Consider the following 20,879-nt stretch of genomic DNA (forward strand, 5'->3'; position numbering starts at 1 on the left):
CAGGACCAGCGGATGACCGATATAACCGAACACACAGCAGCGCGCCCGAGGGCAGATTTCCTGCACCGGTTTTCAGTGCGCGACGCCGGCACGCTGATCGGCCTGGTGGTGATCCTTGCCGTGTTCGGGGCGCTGGTCCCCGGCTTTTTTGCCGAGCGTAACCTGATCAACATCCTGCAGCAGTCGAGCATCAATGCCTGCCTGGCGTTGGGCATGACGCTGGTCACCATTTCGGGCGGCATCGACCTGTCCGTCGGGCCGACGGCAGCTCTTTCCGCCGTCATCTCGGCCTCGATGCTGGTGGCCGGCGTGCCGTTTCCGCTGGCCATCGCCGCTGGCTTCGCCATCGGCCTTGCCTGCGGCCTGCTCAACGGTGTGCTGGTCGCCTATGTCGGGCTGCAGCCTTTCATCGTCACGCTCGGCACGCTGAGCACCTACCGGGCGCTGGCGCTGATTTACACCGGCGGCAATCCGGTGCTCGGCCTGCCCGCCGGCTTTCGCGCCATCTTCAACGGCTCGCTGTTCGGATTGCCGTTGGCGGTCATCATCGTGGCCGTGGTCGCGCTGATTGCCTGGATCATCCTCAAAAAGACGCCTTTCGGCGAATATCTGCTCGCCGTCGGCGGCAATGAGGAGGCGGCCTACATAGCCGGCGTGCCGATCGCACGCACCAAGATCGCCGCCTATATGATCTCGGGCCTGCTGGCAGCGCTTGCAGCGCAGATCCTGATCGGCCGGCTGGGTGCGGCCGAACCCATTCTGGGCAATCTCTGGGAGCTCGACGCCATAGCAGCGGCGGCAATCGGCGGCGCCTCGCTAATGGGCGGCAAGGGCAGCGTCGTCGGCACCATCCTGGGTGCCGTCATCCTTGGCAGCATGCGCAACGGCCTGACGCTGATGAACGTGCAGTCCTTCTATCAGCTCTTGGCAACTGGCCTTATAATCCTCGCCGCGATGCTTATCGATCGCGTGACGAGGGGACGTGGATGACCTTGACCGGGCTGGACCTGAAAGCAGTAGGACCGCGCATCCGCATGATGATGCCGCATCTGACGCCGCTCGAGGCGAAGGTGGTTGAAACCGTCTTCGGACGGCGCGGCTTCGACGAGACCATACCGCTCAAGCAGATCGCCGAGGAGGCCGGTGTGTCGGAGGCGATGGTGGTCAAGATCGCCAAGAAGCTGGGTTTTTCCGGCTATCGCGACTTTCGCACGGCGGTCTATGAATACAGCCGCCTGCCAACTGCCGAGATGCATCAGGAGCTGTCGGTGGACGACAGTTCAGCCGAGATCGTGCAGAAGGTGTTCCGCACGTCCATCCAGGCGCTGGAGGAGACGCTGGCCATTCTCGACATGGACGATTTCGACCGTGCCGCCGATCTGCTTTACCGCGCCAGGAATCGCGATTTCTACGGCGTCGGCGGCTCGGCGCAGATCGCACGCGACGTTTCGCACAAATTCCTGCGCATCGGCATCCGCACTTCTGTCTATGACGATTCGCACATGATGCTAATGTCGGCCTCGCTGCTCGGCGCCGACGACATTGCTGTCGGCTTCTCGCATTCCGGCAACACGAGCGCCGTCATCGATGCCATCCAACTTGCGCGCAAAAGCGGCGCGCGCACGCTGGCCATCACCAACTACGACAACTCGCCATTGGCAGCCGTCGCCGACATCGTGCTCTGCTCGACCGCGCAAGGCTCGCCGTTGATGGGTGAGAACGCGGCGGCGCGCATTGCCCAGCTCAACATTCTCGACGCGCTGTTCGTCGCGGTCGCGCAACGCGACTACCAGGCGGCGGAGCGCAATCTCGGCCGCACCATGTCTGCGGTGACGTCGAAACGGAAAGACAAGAACTCATGAAAGGCAAGCGGCTCGTGAAAGTCAGGGGCACATGACGGCTTCCCCGCCGCTGGTGACCGTGTTCGGCAGCCTGCATTACGACATCATGGTCGAAGCCCTCGATCGCCCACGCAAGGGCGAAACGGTGACCGGACATGCCTGGCATCCAAAATGCGGCGGCAAGGGCGGCAACCAGGCGGTGTCGGCAGCGCGGGCCGGCGTGCGTGCGGCAATGATCGGAGCTGTCGGCGACGACGATTTCGGCCGCGCGCTTCTCGACAATCTCGACCGCAACGACGTTGACCGGCGCTTCGTGCGGGTCGCTTCCGCTGCCGGCTCGGGCATGAGCGTGGCGATTTTCGACGACAGCGGCGACTATGGCGCGGTGATCGTCTCGGGCAGCAATCTCACTCTCGGCGAAAAGGACATTACGGAGGCGGCCGAGCTGATCGCGCAAACGGCGGTTCTGCTGCTGCAAAACGAGATACCGGAAGCCGGCAACATTGCCGCGGCGCGGACGGTGAAGGCGCATGGCGGCCGCGTCGTCCTCAACGCGGCGCCGGCGCGAAAGCTGACAGCCGAACTGATCGCGCTGACCGACATCGTCATCGTCAACGCCGTCGAGGCGGAGTTCCTGGCCGGCGTTTCGGTCGTCGACACACTCGAGGGTGCTGCGAAGGCGGCCGGCATGCTCGTCGGTTTCTATCCGGCTGCGATTGTCACCGCCGGCGGCGAGGGCGTTGCCTATTGCGACCGCGACGGCCACGCATTCGCCTTGCCGTCGATGCCGGTGAAGGTGGTCAGCACGCACGGCGCCGGTGATGAATTCGTCGGCGCCTTCGCGGCGGCGCTTGCGCTTGGGCAGCCTGTCGAGGCAGCGCTTGCCGCCGCCAATGCCGCCGCTTCCTTGCTGGTCGCAACGCCGGAGCGCGAGCGCGGCCGGCTTGATCGACCTCAGCCTGCTCAGTGACCGCCGCGATTCAATCGCTGTCCCGCGCGATCAGTTCCAGCGGCCAGACTTCACGGATGATGCGGGCGCCTTCGGTGCCGGCGAAGGCCGGGATCGATGCCAGCAGCATTTCGGCCAGCCGCTCGCCCATCGGCTCCAGCGCCGGGCGAAAGCCGGTCAGCGCCGGCGAAAAATAGCGGCAGAGCGGGGTGTCGACGATGACGATCACCGCGATGTCGTGGCCGGGCCGGATGCCCGTCTCGGCCAGAGCCTTGCAGCCGCCAAGCGCCATCGCATCATTGTTGAAGATGATGGCGGTCGGCGGGTCCTTGGAGCGCATGACCTTCGGCGTCACCGCGTAGCCGCCGGCCTCGTTGATGAAGCCGTCGGCGATCAGCTCGGGGTCGAATTCGATGCCGTGCCGCCGCAACGCCTTGCGATAGCCGGCTAGGAACAAATAGCCGAAATTGAGGTCGAGCGACGGGCGGATGGCGGCGATGCGACGGTGGCCGCGCGCGACGAGACGATCGACCGCGTCAGCCCCCGCTTTTTCGAAGTCGAGGTCGAGCGAGGGGTAGGCATCGCCGCCGGAGCGGCTGCGGCCGAGCGTCGCGAACGGGAAGCCGGCCTGGGTCAAATAGTCGATGCGCTCGTCCTCGCGCCGCGTCCAGGCCAGCACAACCGCATCGGCCCGCCGGGTCTCGACGACACGGCGCAGGCGCTCCTGCTGATAGTCGCCCGGCGCGCCCATCACCACGATCAGGTCGAGCCCGCTTTCGGCGAGCTTGGCCTGCAGCCCGGTCAGGAACGGAATGAAGAACGGCTCGCCATATTCCTGGTCGCCCGGATGAGGCTGCAGCATGAAGGCGATCGAATGGGTGGCGCCGCGCCGCAGGCTGCGGCCCGACTGGTTCGGCGAATAATTCAGCTTCTTGGCCGCATCGAGCACGCGCTGGCGTGTGTCGGCATTGACGTCGGCACGACCGTTGAGCGCGCGCGACACCGTGCCGATCGAAATGTTCAGGTGACGCGCAAGGTCGTGAATACTGGACGCCAAAGGACAGTTCTCCCCCTTGCTTGGCTAGCACCGGCGGCTCTTCGGGCCAAGGCGGCAGGACGATTTTTCGCACCGGCTAATTGACATTCTACGCCATCGGGTGTGTTCTCGTAAACGTTTACGGAAAAAGGTTTACGGCCCTGCCGTGAATGCCGTGACGATCGGTCTGGAGGGGCCGAGAGGGAGGAGTGCTGGATGATCAATGTCGTCCTGGTCGGCTGCGGAGCGATGAGCAAGGCCTGGCTCGATGCGGCCAGGCAGATCGACGGGCTCACCATTGTCGGCCTGGTTGATCTCGACGCCGAAAGGGCGCGGGCAAGGGCGCGCGAATACGAGCTTTCCGGCGCCGTCATCGGAACCGACCTCGGCGCCGTGCTCGACCAGACCAGGCCCGACGCGGTATTCGACGTGGTGGTTCCCGCCGCCCGCCGCGAGGTCGCGCTTTCCGCCTTTGCCCACCATTGCCATCTCTTGACCGAAAAGCCGCTGGCCGACAGCCCGGACAATGCGCGTGCCATTGTCGAGGCCGCCCGCGGCGCCGGGCGCATCCATGCCGTCGTGCAGAACCGCCGCTATGTCGCCAACGTCAGGCGCATCCGGCGCTTTCTCGATTCCGGCGTCATTGGTGCTGCGACCAGCATCCACGCCGAGTTCTTCGTTGCGCCGCATTTCGGCGGTTTTCGCGAAGAGATGCACCATGTGCTGCTGCTCGATATGGCGATCCACACATTCGATGCGGCCCGCTACATGGTGGCCGGCGAACCGGCCGGCGTCTATTGCCAGGAGTGGGAGCCGGCCAATTCCTGGTATCGGCAAGGGTCGTCGGCAACCGCAAGCTTCGACCTCGGCGGCGGCAAACTGTTCACCTATGCCGGCAGCTGGTGTGCGGCCGGCTTCCGTACCAGCTGGGACAGTACATGGCGCATCGTCGCCGAGCGCGGCAGCATTGTCTGGGACGGCGAGGACGGGCTGAAGGCGGAAGTCGTGCAGCCGGTCCGTGAAGGCCTGTTCGATCGCACCGAACCGATAGCCGTACCGCCGCTCGACCCGGCCGATCGCGTCGGCGGCCATCTCGGCATTATCCAGGATTTCGTCCGCGCCGTCGAAACCGGCACCGAGCCGGAGACGCGTGGCGCCGACAACATCAAGAGCCTGGCCATGGTTTTCGCTGCGATCGAGAGCGCCGAGACCGGGCGCCGGGTCGCTATCACTGCACAGGAAGGATCATGATGCCAAACCCGCTGCTCGACATCAGGATCGGCACAATGGTGAGGGCCAATCTCGACGACCCGGCCGCCTATGTCAGGCAGATTCTGCCGCTAGGCTTCGAGAGCATCCAGCCGTTCTTCTGGCAGACGCTGGGCGGCAAGGACATTCCGCGGCTGGCAGGCGAGATCCGCGAGGCGATCGGCGATGCCGATGTCGTCGTCTCGTCGATCGGGGTGTTCGGCAACCCGCTGGAGAGCGGTGAAGTTGATCGCGGCGTGCTCCAGGCATGGGAAACGATCATCGACAACGCGCATCTGTTCGGCACCAATATGGTCAGCGGCTTCACCGGCCGCATCCGCGGCAAGCCGCTGCCCGACAGCCTGCCGCGTTTCCGCGAGGTCTGGGGACCGTTGGCCAGGCGTGCCGCCGACAAGGGCGTGCGCATCGCCTTCGAGAACTGCGCCATGGACGGCAACTGGGCCAGCGGCGACTGGAATATCGCCCACAATCCAGACGCCTGGGAGCTCATGTTCAACGAAGTGCCGGACGACAATCTCGGCCTGGAGTGGGAGCCCTGCCACCAGCTGGTCTACCTGATCGACCCGATCCCGCAGATCCGCAAATGGGCGCCGCGCATCTTCCACGTCCACGGCAAAGACGCGACGGTGCGCTGGGACGTGATCCGCGAACATGGCGTGTTCGGCCGCCTGCCGTTCGTGCAGATGCGCACGCCGGGCTTCGGCGACAGCGACTGGACGCGGGTGATCAGCGAGCTGCGGCTGGCCGGCTACAAGGGCGCCATCGACATCGAGGGCTGGCACGACCCGGTCTACCGCGGCGATCTCGAGATCACCGGCCAGGCGCGTGCGCTGGATTATCTCCAACAATGCCGGGGAGGCGCGAGCTATCTGCCGAACCCGGTGTGAGAAGTCGGCCGGCGGGAGGTGCCGGCCAGCGAAAGATTGCGGCGCAATGCCGAAGCGATCGTCAAAACCCCTCGGCTAGCGAGGGAACAAAGGGAGGATAAGTGCATGAGCATTACGATGAGAAGGACAGTTTTGCGCTCGACCGTCGCGGCGGCCGCGATGGCGCTCACCGCCGCACTCTCGACCTTGCCGGCGCAGGCGCTCGATGCCCAGTGGTGCAAGGATGTCCATATCCGTTTCTTCGCGGGCGGCGCCGAGGGCGACGCCTTCGGCACCATCGTCTATAATGGCGCCAAGCAGGCGGCCGCCGATCTCGGGCCTAAGGTCGACTATATCTTTTCGGGCTGGGATGTCGAAAAGATGGTCCAGCAGCTGCGCGAGGCAGTCGCAGTCAAGCCCCAAGGCATCGCCATGATGGGCCACCCGGGCGACGCCGCTATCATGCCGCTGGCCGAACAGGCGCACAAGGACGGCATCAAGATGATGTACCAGAACGTGCCTGTGCCGACGGTTACGGCGGCGTTCGGCGGCGGCTATGTCGGCGCCCAGCAGGAGCAGCAGGGCCGCGCACTTGGCGCCGAGGCGTTCAAGCTGGCCGGGCTGAAGGCCGGCGACAAGGCGATCATGATCGGCCCGTTCGAGAACGAGAGCCGCGGCGCACGCGAGCGTGGCACAGTCGCCGCACTGAAAGAGGCCGGCGTCGATGTCGTTCAAATCAATTCTCAAACCGAGTGGGCCGCCGACCCCAATCTGGCCATTCCGGTGATCACGGCAGCATTGCTCAACAATCCCGACGTCAAGGCGGTCGGCTATCCCGGCGGGCAGCTGCTGGGCAATGTGCCGACTTACATGCAGGCGGCGGGCAGGAAGCCGGGCGACATCTTCAACTTCGGCTTCGACACCAGCCCGCAGATCGTCGAGGGCTTCAAGGGCGGCTGGGTGCAGCTGACGGCCGACCAGCAGCCGTTCCTGCAGGGATATCTGCCGATCCTCAGCCTCTGCCAGCAGGTGGTGCTGGGTCTGGCGCCGATGAATGTCGACACCGGTGCCGGCTTCGTCACGCCGCAGAATTACGAGATCGTCGCCGAACTCGCCAAGCAGGCGCTGCGCTGATCGCCCGATCTGCCGGCCGGGTTGAACCCCGGCCGGCAACGACCGACAAACAAGCGAGGACCGCCATGGCCGAACGCCTCATCGAATTGCGTGACATCAGCAAGTCCTACGGCCAGGTCTATGCGCTTGGCGGCGTCAACCTCAGCGTCGACCGCGGCGAGGTGGTCGGCCTGATCGGCGACAACGGCGCCGGCAAATCGACGCTGATCAAGATTCTTTCCGGCGTGGTCAAGCCGACCAGCGGCGAAATCCTCATCCGCGGCAAACCGGTGACCGGGTGGAGCGCCGCGCGCTCGCGCGACGCCGGCATCGAGACGGTGTTCCAGGACCGGGCGCTCGCCGTTCAGCAGACGATCGTGCGCAACATCTTCATGGGCCGCGAGCTCACCGGTTGGCTTGGCTGGCTGAAGGTCAACAAGGAGATCGCGGAGGCGAGCCGGCTGATGCGCGAGATCGGCTTCACCTCGAAAGTGTTCACGCCGCAGTCGATCGTCGGCCAGCTGTCGGGCGGCGAACGTCAGGGCGTGGCGATCGCCCGCGCCATCTACAAGCAAGCCGACCTGATCATTCTCGACGAGCCGACGACGGCGCTGTCACTGACCGAAACGGCGAAGGTTTTTCATTTCGTCCGCCAGGTGCGGGCGAGCGGCCGGTCGATCCTGTTCATCGGCCACAACATCCACCACGTCTTCGATATCGCCGACCGCTTCGTCGTGCTCGACCGCGGCAAGGTCGCGCTCAGCGCCGACCGGAGCGAGGTCAAGTCGGCCGAAGACCTCATCAATTTCATGGAAGACGTGGCACACCCCGGCGGACTGGCGGGATTGCACGATGCCGGGGAGCAGGCAACGCGATGAGCAAGACAATGGAGCCCGATCTGCAAACCCCGCTCGGCAGCAGCGAAGCCGCCCGGAAGGCATGGAAGCACCCGTCCGATCACTGGATGCGCGGCTTTGTCCTCGACAACCGCGCCGCACTCGGCACGCTTGCGGTGTTCATCGTGATGATGGCGGTGTTCATGATCGCCAATCCGACGGTCTTCACCAGCTGGTATCTCTACAGTTCCGTGCTGACCACGCTGCCCGTGGCGCTGTTCGTGGTGGTGCCGCTGGTCTTTGTCGTCACCTGCGGCGAGATCGACCTGTCGTTTCCGGCGACGATGGGCTTCGCCTCATGGGTGTTTGCGCTGGTCGTGCAGGCCGGCTACGACCCGTTCGTCGGCATCGCCGCCGCAATCGTCACCGGCATGCTGCTCGGCTTCCTGGTCGGCTCGCTGGTCGTCTATGGCGGGCTGTCGTCGCTGATCGCCACGCTCGGCATGAATTTCCTGCTGCGCGGCCTGATCCAGATCATCAACGAGGGCAGGTCGACGGCACTGACCGGCCTTGCCGACAGCTGGGCCTACAAGATCTTCTCCAGCCAGCTTTACGGCATTCCGGTGCAGATATTCTGGGCGATCGGCTTCGTCGTGCTGTCGGCGCTGCTCTACAACCGCCATCGCTTCGGCGCGCAGGTCAAGGTGGTCGGCGACAATCCCGACAGCGCCCAGCAGATGGGCATCGACGTCAAGCGCGTCAGGGTGAAAGTGTTCGTCTTCGTCGGCATCGGCGCGGCAATCGCCGGCACCTTCTCGGTGATGATCAACTTCACCTGGTGGCCGACGGCGGGCGACGGTTATCTCTTGCCGGTGCTGGCATCGGTGTTCGTCGGCGGCACGCCGACCTGGGGCGGCATCGGCACCGTCGTCGGAGGCGCAATCGGCGCGGTCACCGTCTCCTTCATCCAGACCGGCGTGGTGGCGGCGGGCCTGAGTGGCTTCTACGTCCAGTTCTTCAACGGGCTGATCATCATCTTGTCGCTGCTTGGCCATAAGTGGAACCAGGCGCGGTATCGCTAACGACCGGCGACCTCACACCCCCGTGACAAACCCGTCCAGCACGCGTTTCTGGCCGGCCTTGTCGAAGTCGATGGTCAGCTTGTTGCCTTCGATGGCCGAGATGTTGCCGTTGCCGAATTTCTGGTGGAAGACGCGGTCGCCGACATTGAAGGGGGACGGCGTGTCGGCGACGGATTTGGCGACCAGCTCGCCGTCGATGGTGCGGCCTTTGATCGAGGTCCGGCCGGCGCCGTAGCCGGAATCGGTTTCGCCATAGCCGATGCGCTCGACCTGGTGGCCGGAGCGCGTGCCCCAATTGCGGTCGGTCGCCTCGGTGCGGTTGGCCTGAGCACGTTGCCAGCCCGGTGTCGCATAGGTGCTGGAGAAAGCGCCGGATTTCTCGGCGCCGTTGTTGCCGCCAAGATTGTCGAAGCGCGACGCGCCATAGGGGTTCTGCCTGCCTGCCCCTTGGCCACCGCGACCGGCGGCGAACGAGCCGCCACCATAGGCATTGCCGTAGCCGCCATAGGAATTGCCGCTCTCGGCGACCTCGACATGGGCTTCGGGCAGTTCGTCGAGAAAGCGCGACGGGATGGTCGATTGCCAGAGGCCGTGGATGCGGCGGTTGGAGACGAACCAGATGTGCAGGTTCTTCTTGGCGCGGGTCAGCCCGACATAGGCGAGGCGGCGTTCCTCTTCCAGCCCGGAGCGGCCACCCTCGTCCAGGGAACGCTGGTGCGGGAACAGCCCTTCCTCCCAGCCGGGCAGGAACACGGTTTCGAATTCGAGGCCCTTGGCCGAATGCAGCGTCATGATATTGACGGCGTCGAGCTCGGCGTTCTGCTCGGCGTCCATCACCAGCGCGACATGTTCGAGGAAGGAGCGCAGCGATTCGTACTCCTCCATGGAGCGGATCAACTCCTTGAGGTTTTCCAGCCGCCCCGGCGCTTCGACCGAACGGTCGTTCTTCCACATGTCGGTGTAGCCGCTCTCCTCCAGGATGGTCTCGGCGAGCTCGGTGTGCGGCGTGGTTTCCAGCGCCTTCTGCCAGCGCTCGAAATTGGCCGAGACCTCGCGCAGTGCCGCGCGCGGCTTCGGCTTCAGCTCGTCGCTCTCGGCGAGAGTTGCCGCCGCCTCCAGCATCGGGATGCGCAGGGCGCGTGCGGTGTCGTGGATCTGGCGGATGGTGGCCTCGCCAAGGCCGCGCTTCGGGACGTTGACGATGCGCTCGAAAGCGAGGTCGTCGGCGCCTTGCGCGACGACGCGGAAGAAGGCCAGCGCATCGCGGATTTCGAGGCGCTCGTAGAAGCGCGGGCCGCCGATGACGCGGTAGTTGAGGCCGAGCGTGACGAAGCGGTCCTCGAACTCGCGCATCTGGAAGGACGCGCGGACGAGAATCGCCATGTCGTTGAGATTGTGCTTCTGGCGCTGGTAGGCCTCGATGGTCTCGCCGACGGCGCGGGCCTCCTCCTCGGAATCCCAGGCGGCATGGACATGCACCTTCTCGTCGTCCTCGGCGATCTTTTCGGTAAACAGCGTCTTGCCGAAGCGGCCCTCATTGTGGGCGATGAGATGCGAGGCGGTGCCGAGGATATGCGCGGTCGAGCGGTAGTTGCGCTCCAGCCGGATGATGGTGGCGCCGGGAAAGTCCTTGTCGAAGCGCAGGATGTTGTCGACCTCGGCGCCGCGCCAGCCGTAGATCGACTGGTCGTCGTCGCCAACGCAACAGATATTTACGGTGGCTGGGCGCGGATTTCCCTCCCCCTTGAGGGGAGAGTGGCCGGGCAAAGCCCGGTCGGGTGGGGTCCGTGCGGCAGTGCTCGACGCATTGGCGGTGCCTTCTGCGGCAACCCCCTCCGCCCGCTTCGCGGGCACCTCCCCCTCAAGGGGGGAGGATCGCGGCCGCTGTGCCAGCAGGCGCAGCCACATGTACTGGGCGGTGTTGGTGTCCTGGTATTCGTCGACGAGGATGTAGCGGAAGCGCTTGTGGTATTCCTTCAGCACGTCCGGATTGGCGCGAAATATGCGGATCGGGTGGCACAGGAGATCGCCGAAGTCGCAAGCGTTCAGCGTTTTCAGCCGCTCCTGATAGGCCTTGTAGAGCTCGCGGCCCTTGCCGTTGGCGAAGGCACGGGCATCGCCCTCGGGGATGTCGGCGGGACCGAGGCCCTTGTTCTTCCAGCCGTCGATCATCTGGGCGAACTGCTTGGCCGGCCAGCGCTTGTCGTCCAGCCCTTCGGCCTGGATGAGCTGCTTGATCAGCCGTACGACATCATCGGTGTCGAGAATGGTGAAGTCGGATTTGAGCCCGGCCAGCTCGGCATGTCTGCGCAGCAGCTTGACGCCGATCGAATGGAAGGTGCCGAGCCACGGCATGCCCTCGACATTGCCGTCGCCGATCAACAGGCCGATGCGCTGCTTCATCTCGCGCGCCGCCTTGTTGGTGAAGGTGACGGCGAGGATCTGCGAGGGGAAAGCCTTGCCGGTGGCAAGGATGTGGGCAATGCGGGTGGTCAGGACGCGCGTCTTGCCGGTGCCGGCGCCGGCCAGCACCAGCACCGGGCCTTCGGTGGTTTCTACTGCCAGCCGCTGCTCGGGGTTGAGGCCGTTGAGATAATCGGGCGCGTTGTTCTGGTTGCTGCGGGCAGCCATGGCGCGCGCGGCAATGCCCGACGGGGCCACGGGCCGCGCGTTCGGTTCGTCAAAAAAGGGCATGTCTTCCGAAAACCCGGACATCTCCCCCCGAATGTAGTGATTCGGCAGCGAAAGGCCAGAAGTGTCTCCGTTTTGTTCTGGCAAAGCACCCGAGCGGTGCGATACCCGCCTGCTCAGGCCTTGCGGTAACCCAGCGCTACGAACAACCGGTGTCCGAACGAGCGCGCTTCCCCTGCTATCACCACACTCAGAGCGGCCAGCATTTGATCGTAGTAGCGGCTGCCGGCGGGCGACGCCAGGAATGTCGAATAAAGCTTGAGATCTTCAAGCGGCAGATCTCTGTACGTGTAGGCGGCACCTTCCATGACGTTTTGTTCGATTTTCTGGCGAATGCTTGCGTATTGCCGGTGCACCAGAGCCATGATCTGGTCGTCCGGAAGGGGTTTTCCTGCCGCTCCCACCACGCCCGAAAACATCGCGTAGCCTATATTCAACGCCATTGCTTCGCCCGTGTCGACGGCGCTGATGTCATCCATGATCTTCCTGTACAACTCGAGACGGACCGGATCCTTGGATGGCAGCTCGGCGAGGATGCGGTGGCCGTCTGTCCTCTTTCTTTCCTTGCCCTCAGAACCAGACGATTGAATTTCCAGAGCGGTAACGCGTTTGCCCAAAGCCGAGGTGTAGAACGCGGCAAGATCGGACAGATCGGCAGCGGTCAGCTTGTCCCCCATGTGCGATTCGACGGCCGTCTCCATTTTGGCCGCGTCGAAGGAGCCTTCCATCGCCTCCGACCAGGCCTCCTGGAAATTTTTCGAAAGAGGTCCCGGTATGGAGTTTATGCCATTGGCGATACTGGGGCCGATGCTCATCAGCATCTCGTGAAGGCCGTTTGCCCTGTTGATCTCGCCGATCGTCTGTGCCGGTGCCGCCATTGTCCCGGCGACCAGTCCGAGGAGGAGGGCGTATGCGATAAGCACTGCGCGCGTCGTAGGCACTAGGAATGACGTCACTCTATTTACTCCAAGGTTTTGGTGGCTCAAGCCAGATTGCTGGAAAACTTGGTTACCGGCAAGGTAGATCGCTACTTTAGCGTGTGGCTCGAGTTTGCCCACAGCGTTGAAATCAGCAGCGTCGTTGTTGGTCCGATCATGGATTGCTTCGAGCTCGCTTGACACACAAGGCGGGCCGGAGAAAGTTGCGTGGGGGCAGGAACGCAATGCGGGGTTGCCCATGGACGCGTCGCGGCGCGCACCAGTCGAAGGAGCACCGTCTTGGCTGTGGTCATCACCTCCCTGATCCTTTTCCTCATCGGCCTAGCGCTTGGCGGCGGCGGCATCTGGCTCGTGACGCTGGGCGGCAGCTGGTATTACGTCATCGTTGGTCTAGCTTTCCTTGTCGCGGCCTGGCTGCTCTACAGGCGCAGATCCACGGCCCTGTGGCTCTATGCGGCGATCGTGCTCGGCACGCTCGCCTGGGCGGTCTGGGAGATCGGCTTCGACTGGTGGGAGCTCGGTCCGCGCGGCGGCATCATCGTGCTTATAGCGCTGTGGCTATTGACGCCATGGGCGCGGCGCGGGCTTACCGGTCCCGACGGACGCGCGCCGCTTATCCTCGCCGTGCTGGCCTCGCTTGCCGTCGCCGGTTATTCGATGACGGTCGATCCAAAGGATATTGCGGGTGAACTCAACACCGACAAGGTGACGCCGACGGCCGATCTCGGCGGCAACGTGCCGGCCGGCGAATGGCACTATTACGGTCGCACGCAATATGGCCAGCGCTATTCGCCGCTCGACCAGATTACCCCCGAAAACGTCGCCAATCTGCAGCCGGCCTGGACCTATCGCACCGGCGACGTGAAAGGGCCCGACGACATCGCCGAGACGACCTATCAGGTGACGCCGCTGAAGATTGCCGACACGCTCTATATCTGCACGCCGCATAATTTCGCCATCGCCATAGACGCCGCCACCGGCAAGGAGAAATGGCGCTTCGATCCGAAGGTCAAGCTCGACAAGGACCGCCAGCACCAGACCTGCCGCGGCGTGTCCTATTATGCCGACGCCAAGATCGCCGCCGGCCAGCCCTGCGCCACACGCATCTACCTGCCGACATCCGACGCCCGGCTGATCGCGCTCGATGCCGCGAACGGCCAGGTCTGCCCCACATTTGCCGAAGGCGGCACGCTGAACCTTCTCGCCAACATGCCATATCCGAAGCCGGGCTATTACTATTCGACCTCGGCGCCGCTGATCGTCGCCAACAAGATCATCGTCGGCGGTGCGGTCAACGACAATTATTCTACGCAGGAGCCGTCCGGGGTTATCCGTGCCTACAATGCCGACACCGGAGCGCTGTTGTGGAATTGGGATTCCGGCAATCCTGACCAGACGACGCCGCTGCCGCCGGGCCAGACCTATACCAACAACTCGCCCAACATGTGGTCGACGGCGAGCACCGACGAGAAGCTCGGCCTGCTCTATGTGCCGCTCGGCAACAAGACGCCGGACCAGCTCGGCGCCGGGCGCAGCGCCAATGACGAGAAATTCTCCTCGTCGATCACCGCGCTCGACCTCAACAGCGGACAATTGCGCTGGGTGCGGCAGACCGTGCACCATGACCTCTGGGACATGGACGTGCCGGCGCAGCCGACGCTGGTCGACATCACCACGGAAAGTGGCGTGGTGCCTGCGCTGGTCGGGCCGACCAAGCAGGGCGACCTCTATGTGCTCGACCGGCGCAGTGGCGAGCCGATCGTTCCGGTCAAGGAACTACCGGCGCCGGCCGGCGCGATCGAAGGCGACCATACCTCGCCGACGCAGCCGCTTTCGGACCTGAGCTTCAGTCCGAAGCCACTGACCGGCGCCGACATGTGGGGCATCACCATGTTCGACCAGCTGGCCTGCCGGATCGAGCTTCGGAAGCTGCGCTATGAGGGCCGCTACACGCCGCCGTCACTGCAGGGCTCGCTGATCTACCCCGGCAATTTCGGCACCTTCAACTGGGGCGGCGTGGCAGTCGATCCGGTCCGGCAGGTGATGTTCGGCATGCCGACGTACCTGGCGTTCATCTCCAAACTGGTGCCGCGCGCCGACGTGCCGCCGCCCGGCGACACCAAGGGCAGCGAACAGGGCCTGAACCGCAATGACGGTGCGCCTTACGCAGTGATATTGAAGCCGTTCCTGTCGCCGCTCGGCATTCCCTGCCAGGCGCCGCCCTGGGGCTATGTGGCTGGTGCCGATCTCCGGACCGGCAAGATCGTCTACAAGCATCGCAACGGCACCGTCTACGACATGACGCCGCTGCCGCTGCCATTCAAGCTCGGCGTGCCCGGCATTGGCGGGCCGATGATCACTGCCGGCGGCGTCGCCTTCCTCGGTGCGGCAGTCGACGACTATGTGCGCGCCTATGACCTGACGACCGGCAAGCAGCTTTGGCAGGCGCGGCTGCCGGCGGGCGGGCAGTCGACACCGATGACCTACACGGTAGCCGACGGGCGCCAGTTCGTCGTCATCGTTGCCGGCGGCCACGGCTCGGTCGGTACCAAGCCGGGCGACTATGTGATGGCCTATACGCTGCCGAAATAGAGAAGTTCCTTCAGAGCCCGAGATGCCCTTTCAGGTCGGGTACCGATGCAAGTACCTCATTGGTCAACTGCGGGCCGGCGGCTGTCTCGGTCTGCTGGACCAGCATCGTGCCGGCCTGGCTGATCTGTGCGAGCGTGAGGCCTGATGCCTTGAGTATGGCGACGCCGTTGATCAGCGCGCCGGTCTTTTCGCCGAGAGCGCCGCCGAGCGCGCCCTCCAGCGAGGACAGGAGCCCACCGCCGGAAGCTGCGCCGGGAGCCATGACATCATATTGCTTGGCCAGGGCGTCGGCTCCCGGGATTTTGGCGAAGAAGCTGGACAGAGTCGTGCCTTCCGCCTCGTGTTCGAGCACCGAGAAAATCGTGCCGGCGATCTTTTCCGTCAAAGCCTGGTTGAGACCGGCTTTCTGCGAGACGGTGTTGATGATGTCCTGAACGTCCATGACCTTTCCTCAGGCTTTGGTGTTTGTGGGCGGGTACCGGTTGGAGCGGACCTTGATCAACGATCGTTTGAAGGCGGTGAACCGCAGCGCCAGCAAAGTCATAGCGGCGAGTGCGAACCCACTTGCCAGAAGCGGGAAGGGAAAGGTCATGGGCTTATTCCTTCGTCGTCAGGCATTCTTTTCCCGCCAAATGGCCACTCTCGTTCGCCAAATGGCCCGAGTGAGGCATAGCTCGGTAACTTCTTTACATTGTGGTGCGTGCATTTAGCATTGCCACAAAGGACCAAAATTTAACGACAGTGAGGCGCGCGGCATCACGGCCCTCGTGCAGGGACTTTTGGCAGCCTCACTCAGCCGTGACTGGACCAGGCAAGCTTCGGCTCTATGTTGCCGCGGGGGGCCGACGAGGAGCGCGCCATGACAACACCTGCCGGACCCACTGCCGCCGAGCCTGTCATTACCCAGGCGATGATCGATGCCTATGACGAATACACGCATCTGACGCTCGACCGGCGCCGCTTCATGGAGCAGTTGACCAGGCTTGCAGGCTCGGGTGCGGCAGCGGCCGCGATCGCGCCGCTGCTGGCGGCGAACTCGGCCCAGGCGGCAATCGTGGCGGAAGATGATCCGCGTGTGAAAGGCGAGGACATCAGCTATCCCGGCAGCGCCGGCGAGATGAAGGGCTATCTGGTCAGGCCGGCGGACCAGACCGGCAAGCTTGGCACCGTCATCGTGGTGCATGAGAACAGGGGTCTCAACCCGCATATTCGCGATGTGGCGCGGCGCGTTGCGCTGGAAGGGTTCGTAGCGCTCGCGCCGGACTTCATGACGCCGCTCGGCGGCACGCCGGCCGATGAAAACAGGGCACGTGACCTGTTTTCCCAGCTCGATCCAGCACAGGTCGCCACCAATGCCGTCGCAACGGTCGCCTACCTCAAAAGTTACAAGGACGGCAACGGCAAGGTCGGCGCCGTCGGCTTCTGCTGGGGCGGCGGCACGGTGAACATGCTGGCCGTCAACGCGCCGGACCTCGCCGCCGCCGTCGCCTATTACGGCATGCAGCCAAAGGCCGAGGACGTGCCGAAGATCAAGGCCGCGCTTATGCTGCATTATGCCGGCCTCGACACCCGCACCAATGCCGGCATCGATGCCTTCAAGAAGGCACTCGACGCGGCTCATGTCGAATACTCGGTCTATGTCTATGAAGGCGCCAACCATGCCTTCAACAACGACACGTCGGCGGCCCGCTACGACAAGAAGGCGGCCGATCTCGCCTGGGGCCGGACGATCGCCTTCCTCAAGGAGAAGCTGGCCTGATCAGGTGGGCGCCGGCGCCGGTTTGTGAAGGCCGACGCCGGCCACCACCAGTGCGATGCCAAGGCAGTCCGTGGCGCTTGGGATTTGCCGCAGCACAATGACGCCGATCAAGGTCGCGGTGACCGGCAGCAAAGACAACATCAGCGCGAAGCTGGAGCGCGGAAGCCGCGACATGGCAAGCTGGTCGCAAATATAGGGAATGACCGACGAGCAGATGCCGACGCCGACCGCCGCAAGCAGCAGCGGCGGCGCCGAGAAAGCCGGCAGCGCATCGGCAAAACCGATCGGCAGTACAACGAGAAGGGCGACCGCCATGGCGGCACCCAGCCCGGCGATGCCGTCGCCGGCGCCGGCGCGCGCGACGCGGTGGCCGAGCACGATGTAGCCAACGAACAGCGCGCCGTTGAGGAAAGCCCAGAACAGGCCGACGGGATCGCTCGACCATTTGACGTCGATCAGCAGCAAGGTGCCGGCGACGGCGATTGCAAGGGCGGCCAGATTGCGCCGGCTTCTGAGGCCGACAAGCGCGACGCCGATGGTGCCGACGAATTCGATCGCCGCCACCAGCGAGATCGGCAGCCGGTCGAGCGCCAGGTAAAACGAGCAATTCATCACCCCAAGGCAGACGCCGAAAGCCAGAAGCAACAATCGCGTCGAGCGATCGGCGCGGGCAAAGACCGCCCATGGCCGGGTCAATGGGGCAAAGACGAGTGCAGCGGTGGCGATGCGCAGCCAAGCCATGCCGAGCACGCCGACATGCGGGAACAGCAGCACCGCGAAGGCCGGTCCGAGATAGTGGAACACGGCGCTGAGGCGGGACCGCGTTTGCCAAGGTAAAGGCGGGGCCGGCGAGTGCCGGGCTTGCTGCTGGGGCTTGCGTCCGATCTTCCATGGGATCAGTATCGCAGGCGATTTTTGCCATTGATATGGATGATGGCCAGTCATTGCGGCCATTTCCTTTCCGAAAGCAAGGAGTATTCCGCTGAAACGCCTTCGAAATGAAAATACCGATCTGGATCCGGCGGACCTGAAAATCCTGCGCCTGCTGGAAAAGGATGCGCGCACCAGCACCGCCGAACTGGCGCGCTCGGTCGGCCTGTCGGCGCCGAGCGTTGCCGAGCGCATCAAGCGGCTGCAGGAAAGCGGCGTGATCGAGGCCTATACGGTGCGCATCAATCCGGCCGCGCTCGGCATGAAGTTGTCGGTATGGCTGCGCATCAGGCCGGTGCCGGGGCAACTCGCCGTGGTGGCCGAAATCATCCGCGACCTGCCGGAAATCGCCCAATGCGACCGGGTCACCGGCGAAGACTGTTTCATCGCGCTGGCGCATGTCGCCTCGGTCGCCGAACTCGAGCGGGTGATCGACCGGATCATTCCGTTCGCGATGACCAATACGGCGATCATCCAGTCGTCGCCGGTGGTGCCGCGATCGCCGCTGGGGGCGGTGAAGCGGCTGCCTTGATGCTTGGGGTCGTTCGTCAGCATATCATCAGAAATGCAAACCGGACGGCCGGTCTGTTTCTTCCCGCGCCGTTCAGGCGTGGCCGCGTTTCATCCTCGCCTGCTTCAGGATGGCGCGCCAGCGGATCATGGCGAAAGGGATCGGCTCGTTGTTGTTGGCGATGTGGAAGATCTCGTTGTTGAGGTTCTTCAGCGAGCGCCAGAAATCATAGTCGGTGATGCGTGGATCAGCCGCCAGCCTGTCCGCCTCGACCTTGATGTCGGTTTTCATGCACGTTCCCCGAACCGCTGCTGCTCCGCCGCCCGTATCGCAATTCGATGCGGATGGTTTTCCAACGCCGCGCTGAGTCGTTCAACGTCTCAATTCGGCTTGTTCACGTTAAAACCTCGGTAAGGTTAACGGCGGTTGGGTTGCGGTTCAAGCCGACTTACAACGAATACCGATCGAGCGGCCGGCGCGCTCCGGCATCGGCAGGGCGGCATGGGCGGCGCGCATCGCTTCCACCTTGGCCAGGACGTCAGCGGGGAAGGGCGCGACCTTCGGGCCAGCCATGTCGACATGCAGCGACAGCGTTTCGGAGGTGGCGGCGAGCCAGCCGTCGAGATGGCGGATTTCCTGATAGGCCCTCAGCCGCTTCTCGTCGTGGTCCAGCAACTGGAACGAGACCGTGACCTTGTGGTCGAGATGCAGCTCCTGGACGTAGCAGACATGGACTTCCGCGGTGTAGATGGTCAGCCGCCGTTCCCTTACATAGTCCGGCCCCATCCCCATCATCTCGAATGCTTCGTCGGAGCACCGGTCGAACAGCACGTTGTAATAGGCCATGTTGAGATGGCCGTTGTAGTCGATCCAGGCCTCCTCGATCTCCATGGCGCGAGAGACGAAAGGGGCGGGGATGGGCATCGGAAACTTCCTTCTCGTCATGCCGGGATGAGCGTGGACTGGACAGAGCGTGGTCGGTGAGACTACGCATCCCTAGATGCAGAACAAGGGTGGACGCTGGTCCATTCGCGGAGGAATCGATGGCTCTAAGCGACCTCAATCCGGTCGAGCGCAACGAAGAAGGGATTGCCGCCGTACTCGGCATCCTCAAGCAGCGGCTCGGCGAGCGATTCCAGACCGGCCAGGCGATCCGCGCCCAGCACGCGCACACCACGACCTATATTCCGACGCAGGCGCCGGACGGCGTCGCCTTTGCCGAGACGACGGAGGAGGTGCAGGAGATCGTGCGCGCATGCGCGGCGCATCGCGTGCCGGTGATCGCCTTCGGCGTCGGCTCTTCGCTGGAAGGCCACACCAATGCGCCGGGCGGCGGCATCTCACTCGATACGTCACGCATGAACCGCATCATTGCGGTCAATCCGCAGGACCTCGATTGCACCGTCGAGCCCGGTGTGACGCGTGAGGATCTGAACCGGCACCTGCGCGACACCGGCCTGTTCTTTCCGATCGATCCGGGCGCCAACGCCTCGCTCGGCGGCATGGCGGCGACGCGTGCGTCGGGCACCAACGCGGTGCGCTACGGCACGATGCGCGAGAACGTCCTATCGCTGACCGCGGTGATGGCCGACGGCGAAGCAGTGACGACCGGCAAGCGCGCCAAGAAAAGCTCGGCCGGCTACGATCTGACCCGGCTGCTGATCGGCTCGGAAGGCACGCTTGGCATCATCACCCAGCTGACCTTGAAGCTGCAGGGCATTCCGCAGGCGATTTCAGGCGGTGTCTGCCCGTTCCCCAGCCTCGAGGCGGCGTGCGATGCGGTGATCGCGACCATCCAGATGGGCATTCCGGTGGCACGCATCGAATTGGTCAACGCGCTGCAGATGCGGGCGATGAAGACCTATTCGAAGCTCGACTATCCGGAGAGCCCCTGCCTGTTCGTCGAGTTCCACGGCAGCGATGCCGGCGTCGCCGAACAGGCCGAGACTTTCGGCATGATCGCCGAGGAAAATGGCGGCGGCCCCTTCCTGTGGACCAGCGTGGCCGAAGAGCGGACAAAATTGTGGAAAGCCAGGCACGATGCCTACTGGTCGTCGCTGACGCTGCGGCCGGGCGCCAAGGGCCTGTCGACCGATGTCTGCGTGCCGATCTCGCGCTTTGCCGAATGTGTCACCGAGACCGAGACGGACATCGCCGAGATGGGCCTGATCGCGCCGATCGTCGGCCATGCCGGCGACGGCAATTTCCATGTGCTGGTGCTGATGGACGTGGACGACCCGAAGGAGATCGCGCTGGCGGAAAAATTCGTGGCGCGGCTCAATATGCGCGCCATCGCCATGGACGGCACCTGCACCGGCGAGCATGGCATAGGGCAAGGCAAGATCGGCTTCCTGCGGCATGAGCTCGGCCATGGCGTCGACATCATGCGCACGATCAAGCAGGCACTCGACCCCCTGAATATAATGAACCCCGGCAAGATATTGCCGGCAATCGGGAAATAACGGC

20 protein-coding genes are annotated in these 20,879 nt (G+C 64.2%); 12 read left to right on the forward strand and 8 right to left on the reverse strand.

All coding sequences use genetic code 11. The annotated features are described in order from the left end of the window. Window positions 1–12: 12 nt before the first annotated feature. Genes NKH13_RS13705 through NKH13_RS13715 form a run of 3 tightly spaced genes read left to right on the forward strand, consistent with a single transcriptional unit; the run spans window position 13 to window position 2,811 of the window. Window positions 13–990: an ABC transporter permease gene (locus tag NKH13_RS13705; protein WP_352912778.1), complete on the forward strand. Its 978-nt coding sequence runs from the start codon at window positions 13–15 to the stop codon at window positions 988–990. Beyond that, on the forward strand, window positions 987–1,862 hold the full coding sequence (locus NKH13_RS13710) for a MurR/RpiR family transcriptional regulator (protein ID WP_023721163.1): 876 nt from the start codon (window positions 987–989) through the stop codon (window positions 1,860–1,862). The genes NKH13_RS13705 and NKH13_RS13710 overlap by 4 nt, the downstream gene beginning before the upstream one ends. A 31-nt stretch (window positions 1,863–1,893) precedes the next feature. Continuing rightward, on the forward strand, window positions 1,894–2,811 hold the full coding sequence (locus NKH13_RS13715) for a ribokinase (protein WP_352912779.1): 918 nt from the start codon (window positions 1,894–1,896) through the stop codon (window positions 2,809–2,811). A 10-nt stretch (window positions 2,812–2,821) separates the two neighbouring features. Here NKH13_RS13715 and NKH13_RS13720 read toward each other — a convergent pair whose 3' ends face one another. Further along, window positions 2,822–3,847 (reverse strand): LacI family DNA-binding transcriptional regulator, encoded by a 1,026-nt coding sequence (locus tag NKH13_RS13720; protein ID WP_352912780.1) that lies wholly within the window; start codon window positions 3,845–3,847, stop codon window positions 2,822–2,824. Window positions 3,848–4,042: 195 nt separating this feature from the next. Between NKH13_RS13720 and NKH13_RS13725 the strand changes: the two genes are divergently transcribed. From NKH13_RS13725 to NKH13_RS13745, 5 genes are all read left to right on the forward strand, one after another. Next, a complete protein-coding gene (locus tag NKH13_RS13725; RefSeq protein ID WP_352912781.1) occupies window positions 4,043–5,077 on the forward strand; it encodes a Gfo/Idh/MocA family protein in 1,035 nt (344 codons plus the stop codon). Beyond that, window positions 5,074–5,982, forward strand: coding sequence for a sugar phosphate isomerase/epimerase family protein (locus NKH13_RS13730; protein WP_352912782.1), 909 nt, complete (start codon window positions 5,074–5,076; stop codon window positions 5,980–5,982). The genes NKH13_RS13725 and NKH13_RS13730 overlap by 4 nt, the downstream gene beginning before the upstream one ends. A gap of 105 nt (window positions 5,983–6,087) precedes the next feature. Beyond that, window positions 6,088–7,095, forward strand: coding sequence for a substrate-binding domain-containing protein (locus NKH13_RS13735; RefSeq protein ID WP_352912783.1), 1,008 nt, complete (start codon window positions 6,088–6,090; stop codon window positions 7,093–7,095). Between the two features lie 65 nt (window positions 7,096–7,160). Then, entirely contained in the window at window positions 7,161–7,952 is a 792-nt protein-coding gene (locus NKH13_RS13740; protein WP_352719001.1) for an ATP-binding cassette domain-containing protein, read from the forward strand. Then, the gene (locus NKH13_RS13745) at window positions 7,949–8,992 is read left to right on the forward strand and encodes an ABC transporter permease (RefSeq protein WP_352912784.1); all 1,044 of its coding nucleotides are present in this window, start codon (window positions 7,949–7,951) and stop codon (window positions 8,990–8,992) included. Before NKH13_RS13740 ends, NKH13_RS13745 begins: the two co-directional genes overlap by 4 nt. Before the next feature lie 12 nt (window positions 8,993–9,004). On the opposite strand, the gene NKH13_RS13750 is transcribed toward NKH13_RS13745, so the two are convergent. Next, window positions 9,005–11,707, reverse strand: coding sequence for an ATP-dependent helicase (locus tag NKH13_RS13750; protein ID WP_352912785.1), 2,703 nt, complete (start codon window positions 11,705–11,707; stop codon window positions 9,005–9,007). Window positions 11,708–11,799: 92 nt separating this feature from the next. Beyond that, a complete protein-coding gene (locus NKH13_RS13755; protein WP_352912786.1) occupies window positions 11,800–12,861 on the reverse strand; it encodes a DUF2059 domain-containing protein in 1,062 nt (353 codons plus the stop codon). Between the two features lie 39 nt (window positions 12,862–12,900). Between NKH13_RS13755 and NKH13_RS13760 the strand changes: the two genes are divergently transcribed. Beyond that, complete coding sequence (locus tag NKH13_RS13760) at window positions 12,901–15,213, forward strand: glucose/quinate/shikimate family membrane-bound PQQ-dependent dehydrogenase (RefSeq protein ID WP_352912787.1); 2,313 nt, start codon at window positions 12,901–12,903, stop codon at window positions 15,211–15,213. Window positions 15,214–15,223: 10 nt separating this feature from the next. On the opposite strand, the gene NKH13_RS13765 is transcribed toward NKH13_RS13760, so the two are convergent. Then, window positions 15,224–15,655: a hypothetical protein gene (locus NKH13_RS13765; RefSeq protein ID WP_352912788.1), complete on the reverse strand. Its 432-nt coding sequence runs from the start codon at window positions 15,653–15,655 to the stop codon at window positions 15,224–15,226. A gap of 9 nt (window positions 15,656–15,664) precedes the next feature. Further along, complete coding sequence (locus NKH13_RS13770; protein ID WP_352912789.1) at window positions 15,665–15,805, reverse strand: hypothetical protein; 141 nt, start codon at window positions 15,803–15,805, stop codon at window positions 15,665–15,667. 267 nt (window positions 15,806–16,072) lie between these two features. On the opposite strand from NKH13_RS13770, the gene NKH13_RS13775 reads away from it, so the two are divergent. After that, window positions 16,073–16,972, forward strand: a complete 900-nt coding sequence (locus NKH13_RS13775; protein WP_352912790.1) for a dienelactone hydrolase family protein — start codon at window positions 16,073–16,075, stop codon at window positions 16,970–16,972. Here the strand turns inward: NKH13_RS13775 and NKH13_RS13780 are convergent, their stop codons facing one another. Further along, window positions 16,973–17,776, reverse strand: a complete 804-nt coding sequence (locus NKH13_RS13780; protein WP_352912791.1) for an EamA family transporter — start codon at window positions 17,774–17,776, stop codon at window positions 16,973–16,975. It abuts the gene before it with no gap. 178 nt (window positions 17,777–17,954) lie between these two features. Between NKH13_RS13780 and NKH13_RS13785 the strand changes: the two genes are divergently transcribed. Then, complete coding sequence (locus tag NKH13_RS13785) at window positions 17,955–18,434, forward strand: Lrp/AsnC family transcriptional regulator (protein ID WP_352912840.1); 480 nt, start codon at window positions 17,955–17,957, stop codon at window positions 18,432–18,434. Window positions 18,435–18,506: 72 nt separating this feature from the next. On the opposite strand, the gene NKH13_RS13790 is transcribed toward NKH13_RS13785, so the two are convergent. Together NKH13_RS13790 and NKH13_RS13795 are read right to left on the reverse strand one after the other, a co-directional pair. Further along, complete coding sequence (locus tag NKH13_RS13790; RefSeq protein WP_023676715.1) at window positions 18,507–18,704, reverse strand: hypothetical protein; 198 nt, start codon at window positions 18,702–18,704, stop codon at window positions 18,507–18,509. A 147-nt stretch (window positions 18,705–18,851) separates the two neighbouring features. After that, entirely contained in the window at window positions 18,852–19,337 is a 486-nt protein-coding gene (locus tag NKH13_RS13795) for a thioesterase family protein (protein WP_352912792.1), read from the reverse strand. A 119-nt stretch (window positions 19,338–19,456) separates the two neighbouring features. Between NKH13_RS13795 and NKH13_RS13800 the strand changes: the two genes are divergently transcribed. Continuing rightward, window positions 19,457–20,875, forward strand: a complete 1,419-nt coding sequence (locus NKH13_RS13800; protein WP_352912793.1) for an FAD-binding oxidoreductase — start codon at window positions 19,457–19,459, stop codon at window positions 20,873–20,875. Window positions 20,876–20,879 lie beyond the last annotated feature (4 nt).

The organism is Mesorhizobium sp. M1348 (assembly GCF_040317925.1).
GTDB lineage: Bacteria > Pseudomonadota > Alphaproteobacteria > Rhizobiales > Rhizobiaceae > Mesorhizobium.